At 51.6% G+C, this 9,108-nt stretch carries 6 protein-coding genes; 3 read left to right on the forward strand and 3 right to left on the reverse strand.

The window, feature by feature from the left end; translation table 11 throughout:
- Window positions 1–83: 83 nt before the first annotated feature.
- Entirely contained in the window at window positions 84–4,421 is a 4,338-nt protein-coding gene (locus RMO52_RS19630; protein WP_310417620.1) for a CheR family methyltransferase, read from the reverse strand.
- A 749-nt stretch (window positions 4,422–5,170) separates the two neighbouring features.
- On the opposite strand from RMO52_RS19630, the gene RMO52_RS19635 reads away from it, so the two are divergent.
- The 3 genes from RMO52_RS19635 (at window position 5,171) to RMO52_RS19645 (ending at window position 7,344) form a co-directional block, all read left to right on the forward strand.
- Window positions 5,171–5,383 carry a DUF2945 domain-containing protein gene (locus RMO52_RS19635; RefSeq protein WP_309744898.1) on the forward strand — a complete coding sequence of 71 codons (213 nt, stop codon included), beginning with the start codon at window positions 5,171–5,173 and terminating at the stop codon, window positions 5,381–5,383.
- Between the two features lie 327 nt (window positions 5,384–5,710).
- Window positions 5,711–5,989 (forward strand): hypothetical protein, encoded by a 279-nt coding sequence (locus RMO52_RS19640; RefSeq protein WP_309744900.1) that lies wholly within the window; start codon window positions 5,711–5,713, stop codon window positions 5,987–5,989.
- Between the two features lie 206 nt (window positions 5,990–6,195).
- Window positions 6,196–7,344: a Gfo/Idh/MocA family oxidoreductase gene (locus RMO52_RS19645; RefSeq protein ID WP_310417624.1), complete on the forward strand. Its 1,149-nt coding sequence runs from the start codon at window positions 6,196–6,198 to the stop codon at window positions 7,342–7,344.
- Between the two features lie 416 nt (window positions 7,345–7,760).
- Here the strand turns inward: RMO52_RS19645 and RMO52_RS19650 are convergent, their stop codons facing one another.
- Window positions 7,761–8,270 (reverse strand): pyridoxamine 5'-phosphate oxidase family protein, encoded by a 510-nt coding sequence (locus RMO52_RS19650; protein WP_309744905.1) that lies wholly within the window; start codon window positions 8,268–8,270, stop codon window positions 7,761–7,763.
- Window positions 8,271–8,328: 58 nt separating this feature from the next.
- A partial coding sequence (locus RMO52_RS19655) for an HAD-IA family hydrolase (RefSeq protein ID WP_310417627.1) occupies window positions 8,329–9,108 on the reverse strand: 780 nt, incomplete at its 5' end.

The following is a 9,108-nucleotide window of genomic DNA, read 5'->3' on the forward strand; positions in this document are numbered from 1 at the left end:
CGGAGATTCTGAGGGCACCCCTACACAATTAACCTGTCGGGGTGCCCCTTGTGGGTACCCTTATGCGCTTAGTACTAGAAACCCTACGCGGGTTTGTGGACGAGCTTGGCAACGTCTGCGACGAGTTGGGCTGGCTGGATCGGTTTGGAGAGGAGGATTTGAAATCCAAAGGCGTGAGAGATGCGCCGATCGCGGATCGTGTTGTAAGCTGTTAGTGCCGCAGCAGGGATTTCTCCCCCAGCTTCAGCACTCCAGGTTCTGATCTGGCGGATCAGCGTCCAACCATCGGTATCTGGCATCCCCAGATCGGACAAGAGCAGATCGTAGGCTTGTGGCTGCGCCTGCAACGTTTGAATGGCGGCGTTCGCCGAGCCTACTGCTGTGACTGTTGCGCCAGCTTGTTGGAGGATCGTGGTAATGAGTGTCAGCACATCGGGTTCGTCATCGACGACGAGGATCGTTGCGCCAGTTAGGGATGGTGTCGTTGGCGTAGCCTCCGCTTTGCGGAATCGAGTGGTGGGTGCCAGTAGTTTGGCGTCATCGCCAGCTAGGAGGGGCGCTGCGGCGGCTGGCAGTACCGGGGTGTCAGGTGGCAAATCCGGTGCTAGGGGCAGTTGGACGGTGAAGGTGGAGCCTTCTCCGAGCTGGCTGGTAACTGAAATCTGACCGCCATGGAGTTTGACGAGGTGATGGACGATCGCTAAGCCGAGTCCGAGTCCGTTTTCCATCTTGGTGGAGCAGCTATCTGCCTGCCGGAACCTGTCGAAGATATATGGTAAAAATTCGGGACTAATCCCTTTACCATTATCAATTATCTGAAGTTGAGCATAAGCGATCGGGTTCGCGGGCGAGATCGGTACTAGGGAGAGGCGGACGATAACTTTACCGCCGGATGCGGTAAATTTAATGGCATTAGAGAGGAGATTTAACAGGATTTGCTCGATCCGGCTGGCGTCGCCCAAAACTCGGCTGGGGAAGGGGTCTAGTTGTCGTTCGAGCCGAATATTTTTGTCAGCAGCGGCGATCGTGAGTGTATCGATTGCGGCGGCAATGACTGGGATCGGATCGATCGGTTCGATGTCGATCCTGAGCTGCTGATTGTTGATGCGGGAGATATCGATCAGATCTTCAATCAGTTGGTTTTGGGCACTGGCACTGCGATCGATCACTTCCAAGCCGCGCTGAACTTGCGCCGGACTTAACTTGCCGCTAAGGATCATCTGCGCCCAGCCGACGATCGCGCTCAGGGGGTTGCGCAGTTCGTGGGAGAGCATCGACAAGAAGTTGTCTTTGGCGAGGCTGGCTGCTTCTGCCGTCGCGCGGGCGGCTTGTTCCTGGGCGAGGAGCGTCCGGTGGGCTTCGATCTGTTTGCGCTCGGTGATATCTGAGATCGCCAGTAAAAATAATTGCCAATCGCCAGTATTTAAAACTTGCCAACCATTGAACAGCAAGGTCTTGGTGTCAGTCGGATCGCACCGATATTCGATCTCCACATCTTGGAATGGCATCTGTTCCTGTCGTAGCGCCTCTAAGCGCGATCGCAAGCCCGGAATTTGCCAGCAACCATCGGCCAATGTGTCGATCTCTTGCCCCTCGACTTGCGGCGGATCGAGCTGAAACATGCGATAGAATGCGCCATTAGCACTCACGACCCGCAGGTCGCCATCGAGTACGACGAGGGGATACTGGACGGTTTCGACGATCGCCGCAGCATAATCGCGGGCAGCTTGAATCTCCTGTTGGTGGCGTTTGAGTGTGTCTACGTCTGCTAAGACGAGCGTGGCACCGACGATCTGATTTTCCACAGTTTTGTAGGGTCGGATCGTCAGGTGATACCAATGCCCCGCCAGATCTTGGATCTCCTGCTGATAAATCGTCAGGGTATCGATCGTCTGGAGGATCTGCCGATCCAAATCGGGCAGATCGAGATTGTGACGCATATTACTAAACGACCTGCCGATATCGGCAGCAATCAGGTTGAATAGTGGCTCGGCCATCGGCGTAAATCTGCCGATCCGCAAATCGGTGCCGACAATTAAAATTGGTAGTTGGATGCTACTGAGGATGTTGACCAGATCGTTATTGAGTTGAGTTGATTCTCGATCGCGACTGCGTAGTTCCTCATTCACCGTCATCAATTCTTCATTCGCGCCCTGGATTTCCTCCTTGGCAGTTTCCAATTCCTCGTTGGTGCTTTGCAACTCCTCGTTACTAGAGAGAATTTCCTCGCTGGCTGCCCGAAAATCCTGTGTGGCGGCTTCCTGCTCGTCAATCATCAGTTGCATCTGCGCCTGCATCGCTGCTAATTCTTGTTTGAGTTTGGTATTTTCTAGCTCGACGAGCGTCTGCTTGGCTTTGCGCTGGGCTGGTGCGGTAGTCGAGATCTGTTGGGGAGCGATGGTTTCAAATAAAATCAGCAAGTAACCGTCTGCCGCGCTGGGCACCCGCAAGGGAATAACTTCCAGCCTCACAGCAGTCGATCCGGCATTTATGTTAGCGTTGAGCTGGGAATTTTGCAGATGGCATTCGACAATCCGCTCGATCGATCGGTCGAGCTGTTTTGCCTGCTGGATCGCCGTGCGGAGTTCGGCTCTCAGACCCGCCTGCACCATTTTCATGACTTTCAGGCTGGACTTACCGGGAGCGGGCTGCAAATAGGCGCTGGTATTGCCCCGAAATTCGAGGATGTCCAGATTGGTATTGACAATTAACCCGGCTGGTGCATAGCGCTGCAAGACGAGATCGTCGGCGAGCTGTGTGAGCTGGAGTTCGGTGGCTGGACGCGTGCTAGGTGGGTGTTGGTAGCTAGTTGTCTGGGTCAGCTCGTTTAGCAGTGGTAAGTCGAGACTAGGCAGGACGAGGGCGAGTTTCTTGGCGTAAATTTTGTGCTGCTTATCGACCTGTGTAAATAACTCTGTCGCTGTGGCGGTTTCGGAAGTGCCCAGCAGCAAGCAGCCGTTGGGATTGAGCGCGTAGTGCAAATTTTGCATCACCCGCTTTTGCAGTGTGGCTTCAAAATAAATCAGCACATTGCGACAAGAAATCAGATCCATTCGGGAAAATGGCGGGTCGCTACAGAGATTGTGTCTGGCAAATATACATAATTCTCGCACCGATTTACTAACTTGATGGTTATCGCCGCTGGGAACAAAAAACCGCCGCAACCGCTCTGGAGAAATATGTGCGACCGCACTCTGTGGATAAATCCCCACTCGGGCAGTTTCGATCGCCTGAATATTGAGATCGGTAGCAAAAATCTGGATTGCTGGCTGGGGCACGACCCCCTCTAGCACCTCCAGCAAACAGATCGCGATCGAGTATGCTTCCTCCCCCGTCGCACATCCCGCGACCCAAATCCGAATCGGGGATTGCGAGTGCTGCTGGGCGATCTGCGGTAAGATACTTGCAGTTAGAGATTGAAAGACTTCTGGATCGCGAAAAAAACTCGTGACATCGATTAAAAAATCTTGATATAGAGCAGTTAGTTCTGCCGCATTGCCGTCGAGACAAGTTAGATAATCTTCCAGTCTGGTGACAGCATGTTGGGACATTCGCCGCTGAACGCGCCGTTGGATCGTGGCTTGTTTGTATAGTGCAAAATTCACACCCGTATGCTGCCGCAGCAACTCAAATATTTGGCTGAGTGGATCTACGGGTGCCGCACTAGCTGTAAGTACGGGCTGCTCATCTGGTGCCGATGGCTCTCGGGCTGATGGCGGCGGGAGATCGATCGACGATCCTGGCTCCAGTTGCCACTGGCGACCGATCTCATTGAGTTTAGCAGCAATCGCCTGGGGCGGGAGGATAAAATCTACTCGACCAGTTTGCGCCGCGTGTTCGGGCATTCCATCAAATTGGGCAGAGGGCAGATCTTGAGCGAAAGTAATGCCGCCTGCGGCTTTAATTGCCGCTAGTCCCACGGACCCATCGCCATCGACACCAGATAGCACTACCCCAATTCCCCGACTCCCGCACCCAGCCGCCAGCGATTCAAAAAATCGATCGGCTGGCATATAGCCGCTAGCCGTCCGTTCGCGGGGCGAGAGGTGAAACACCCGCCCCACGAGCTTCATAGTGGTATTTGGGGGAATGATATAGACGCGATCTGGAGCGATCTCCATCCCCTCAGTGACCTCACAGACGGGCATTGCGGTCGTCCGCCCGAGCAGTTCGGCGAGTAAACTCTGATGTTCGGGGGCTAAGTGCTGGATCAGCACGAATGCCATCCCCGTATCGATCGCCAAGTGCCGCAACAATTGTTTAAAGGCATCCAATCCCCCTGCCGAAGCGCCCACGCCCACGATCGCGAAGCGCGCCACCAAGGCGGTCGGAAATGACGCTCGATTCTCCTTTGGAGATGGCTCTCTGCCAACGCCTGGAGATTCAGATGGCGATTGTTTCGATGATTCCCGATCGAGCATCTGTTTCTCCTATGTCATTTAACTCGGGATTACATCTCTTAATTGTCGTACCACATCCACTATATATCAACCCCCGATCGACCCATTGACAATCTTGTCGTTAGTTACTAAAGATCCGGCGATCGGTAGAGTCAAGCAGCGCTGCAATACAGCAGTTCGCTCTTTAGTATATACGCTATAAACTGTTAAGATATACCATTTGAACTACGATCTAGCTGATGAATAGATGTTGTTTGATGTGAATCGGAGATCCAAATCCCCCAACCCCCATTTGCTTAGTCCCCAACCCTTCGCCCTCACCCCGCCCTCGCCTCCGGCTCTGGCTCCCCTCTGTCTTGTCGTTTTTTTATTCGGGGGGAACCCCCGAATAAAAACGCCGCTCCCAAGCTTGGGAGAGGGGCTGGGGGTGAGGGCAAGGGGTTTCGATCGCGAAAGAAGGGTTTGTGAAGCAGATTTGGTATGAAAGATCTGTAGGTTGGGTTGAGCCGCGAAACCCAACACACTCATAGATAGATCGTGTGGATGCCCTAGTTTCATTCTTCAACCCAACCTACAGATCTACAGATCTTTGCAAAAGGGGCTTTTACAGATCTGTAGGTTGTCGAATATCAGTCCATCAAAGTCTATCAGTAAATCATTTTAATCATAGTTCAGACCGCCTGAAATTATCTCAATAGGCAGATAGCAGCCGATTTGCAAATCGATAAACTATTGGAATGTATCGATTATCGATCGGGAGAAAATAGCAGATGTCAGAATTTAAAAAAGGCGACAAAGTACAATGGGAGAGCGCACAAGGCTCGATTGAAGGAACTGTCAAACAGAAATTGACAGAGCCAATGGAGATAAAAAGTCATCGTGTCAATGCCTCGAAAGAAGACCCTCAATATCTGGTCGAAAGCGACAAAACCGGGAAGGAAGCAGCACACAAACCCGCATCACTGCGATCGACAGAAGGCTAAATCGTGAGTGGGGAATTCAACATATTTTCAGCAAATTGTCAATAGTGCGGTACCACAGATCTCCGATTCAGATCCTCGACTTCTCACAGAAGTCGGGGGCATACTGTACCCGATCGAGTTGCCAACCGCTGTAACTGAGCGAATTCGATCGAGCTTTTTGCAAACTTGATAACTCTTACCTTTGACAGAGTTAACTCAAAAATATTTTGAGTAACTTGAGAAATATCAGTAATGTTAAGTTTGCTTAACAAATGACAATAGGCGCTCATCCCGAGCGATTAAGCAACAGCTTGAGAGATAACCGATTGAAATTAGGAGGACTTTTGAATGGCTGGACAAATATGTTGGCTGCCCAAGTTTGGATCTAATGGCAAACTAGCTCTACATCTGCGATTAGAACCATATCATCCCTGGAAACCCCATACAGCATTCCCCCATTTGTGCGCTAGCGATTATCCGATGCCCAACGGCACCAAAGGCTGGGCGACTTGTCAAAAACTGCTTGCCGCAGGCTGGACGATCGTGCCGACAGAACTCGCCAGAGAGTCAGTGGAAGCTCCCGTCCGCAGTCTGATCGGCTTAGCTAGCGGTGCCAATTTCAATTGATTAGCGTGAGTTTGGGATAAGGATATTGGCTCCGCTCTGACACCGCCTCCGATTGAAATCGGGGCTAGTACTACAAAGTCCGCCTACGCGGACTGGTTAATCAGTCCGCGTAGGCGGACTTTGCATCATGAGCAGAGACTTCCAGTCTCTAGGCTCTTGTTATCCTAAACTATCGATCCGATCGCACTAGAACTTGGAGTAGACAAATGACGACTCAAGATCGCTACCCCGCCACAGATGCACAGAAAATCCGCTATGCAGTAGTCGGTTTGGGTTGGTTTGCCCAAGCAGCAGCTTTGCCTGCCTTTGCCAATACTGAAAATTCTCAAGTGGTGGCATTGGTATCTGACAATCCGACTAAGCGGAGCGAAGTCGCCAAAAAGTATGGAATCGCGGAGTCGCAGACTTATACCTACGCCCAATATGACGACCTCTTAAATAGTGGCACGATCGATGCAGTGTATATCGCCTTACCAAACCAATTGCACTGCGACTACACCGTCAGAGCAGCCCAAGCGGGGGTACATATCCTCTGCGAAAAGCCGATGGCGGTGACGGTGGCTGAGTGCGAACAGATGATTGCTGTGGCTCAGGAACACAATGTCAAATTAGCGATCGCGTATCGGCTCCACTTTGATGCGGCGAATTTACAAGCTGTCGAAATCGTCAAATCCGGACAGATCGGCGAACCGCGCTTTTTTCACGCGATCTTCGCTCAACAGACTGAAGGTGCCAACAGTCGGATGAAGGCGGAAACTGGTAGCGGTACGATCGAAGATATCGGGATTTATTGTATTAATGCCGCCCGTTATCTCTTCCAATCCGAACCGATTTCGGTATTTGCCACTAGTGCGAGTAAACCGGAAGAACGCTTTCGGGAAGTTGCTGAAATGACTAGTGCCATTATGCAGTTTCCAGGCGATCGCTTGGCAAGTTTTACCTGTAGTTTTGGTGCCGCCAAGCTCGCGACTTATCAAGTGATGGGTACGGGGGGTAACTTGCACGTCGAGCCAGCTTTTGCGTCGCAAGCCGACATCAAGCACGTCCTGGCGATCGACGACCAGCCCAAACAGGAGCGCATTTTTCCTGCTTGCGACCAATTGGCGGCGGTGTTTACCTACTTCTCAGACTGCGTATTGCACGACAAACAGCCAGCAATATCGGGACGAGAGGGATTAATCGATCTCAAAATCATCTGTGCTATCAAAGAATCGATCGCGACTGCTAAGTTTGTCTCGATCGACGGGATCGAATCGCCACAGCATCGACCCACAGCCGCCCAAATCATCGAACGTCCACCGCTCCAACAGCAACCGCAACTCGTCAATGCTGCCGATCCGGCTGGTAAATCTTAGTACCTAAATTATCTCTATTACCGATGACAATGCGATCGGGTCTATAGTTTTTGTGGCGTTGGTGAGTAGGTAGGCACAATTATTTATGAAATAGATTATGCCTGAAGCCTAGCTGGTGGGCAGCGACTGAAATCACGCGGAGGTTCCCGACCCATGGCTTTGGGTCAGCGGCTCGCGGCAGGGAGGTTTCCTCCCGGATTATGCGAGACAAGACAGCGACGCATCGAACGGGAGGTTTCCTCCCGTTTGTGTGCGTCAAGACAAGACAGCGGTGCTGAGCTGAAGCCCTAGTTTCCCGACGGTTCAGCGCATCAAGACAGTGCCCACCCTACGGGATATCTTATATTTTATTACGCCCATCTACTTAATTAGAGATGGAAAAGTGCGATCGGGATCTGCCGATGGCACTTTCTTATCTATTTCAAATCGACTTTGGCGTGTTCGGTTGAAGTATCGGGTTCGCCAGTGGTTGCCGCTTTAACAAAGCCAACGGCTTTGGCAACCCAACCTGCCGGGGCATCCCAGTACTCCGCATTGGTGGCGGTGATTTTGAGAAGGGCGATATCGGGTTCGTTAAGCTCTTGAGGGAACCAAGCTTTGAGTTCTGGTTTCCAGAGTTCCTGCATTTTGGCGCGGTCTTTGACTATTTCTGCCATCCCACATACAGAAACATAGCATTGCTTATCGGGTGCAGAAAAGCTAACGTTGACGTGGTGATTTTTGTTGACTTCGGTGACTTTGTGCGAACTACCGTAGGTGAAAAACCACATGTCGCCATTGGCTTCGACTTCACCATTGACCGCCATCGGACGGCTCCGCAGACAGCCATCTTCATCTAGAGTAGTCAACATGCAGAAGTTAATATCTTTAATCAGGTCGCGGATTTTGACGATCGATTCTTGCTTGGTATCTGTGGTGGTTGTCATTGGGTTTATTCCTTAAAGTACTATGCACAGTCAGCAGATTAAAAGAATGTCAGCAGGCTTAGACGCTAAAGTAGCTAGCTTGATGCCAGCGATCGGCAAGTAGTGAGGATAAGTTTTCGACGGTAAGATTGGTTAAGTCCGACAGGGTGAGATTGGCATCACAAAAGTCCCGATCGCCGAATGCGGCTCCAGGAGTGGCAATAGTCACCAGACCAGCAGTTTGAGCGGCTAAGAGGCTCACGGGCGTATCCTCGATCGCGATCGCTTCATCGGCGGTGATGCCGAGCTGTTGGAGGCAATAAATATAAGCGTCTGGAGCTGGTTTGGGCTGACCGATGTCATCGAGGGTAACGATCGTGGCAAAGCGATCGAATGGTAACAGTTGCGCTAATGCCTCCCTAATCCCCTCGACATTCTCTTTACTCGTAGACGTGCAAAATGCCACTTGTAGATTTGCTTTGTGGCAGGTATCGAGCAGTTCGACTACACCGGGACGCGGGCTAAGGGGGGTATTTGCCAGTAAGTCTACAAAATGTTTGGTTTTGGAGTGGTGCAGTTTTGCGATCGCTTCATCGGTAACGCCAGTCCGCACGGGTTCGGCATCGCGGTAGGCACGGATGCGATTTTGACCGCCATTGGTGTTGAGGAGTTGGTGGTAGGTGGGGATATCCCAATGCCAGTCAAGTCCAGCTTCGGTGAAGGCAGCGTTGAAGGCTTGACGTTGGATATCGGATGTTTCGACGATCGTACCAATTGCACCGAATATTACTGCTTTGAGTTGAGTCATGGGGGAAAGGGTAAAGGGTAAAGGGTAAAGGGTGGAGGGGGAAGGGGGGAA

The organism is Chamaesiphon sp. OTE_8_metabat_110, assembly GCF_031382685.1.
Lineage (GTDB): Bacteria > Cyanobacteriota > Cyanobacteriia > Cyanobacteriales > Chamaesiphonaceae > Chamaesiphon.